This window comes from Sphingobacterium sp. GQ94 (assembly GCF_059758715.1).
In genome coordinates this window covers 1-253 of the sequence record NZ_JCAXEC010000049.1, presented here as the reverse complement: position 1 = coordinate 253, position 253 = coordinate 1, and the positions used below count along the sequence as shown (strand labels likewise).

At 31.2% G+C, this 253-nt stretch carries 1 pseudogene; it reads left to right on the top strand.

Features of this window, described 5'->3' with window-relative positions:
- Positions 1 to 118: 118 nt before the first annotated feature.
- Positions 119 to 253: pseudogene (locus tag AC6CHH_RS16445) on the top strand (PD-(D/E)XK nuclease family transposase); the annotation flags it as partial.

Here is a 253-nt window from a genome sequence, read left to right as displayed (position 1 = left end):
AATAGAAAAACACTATCCATTGTGTTGGAATTAAAGAAAAGGAACTTCTCTGAGGTTGAAATTACCAAAATTACGGGCCTTACAATTGAAGAAATAGAAGACTTAAAGTAACCTTTAGTGGCTCTATGTCTTAAAAAACATGAGCGAATTAGATAAAATTCCTGTATATCTACGTAAGCCAATATTTGAGAAGTTGTTCAATATTGCCCAATACAGTAAATTAACCAAAGAGGAAAAAGACATGTATGATGTA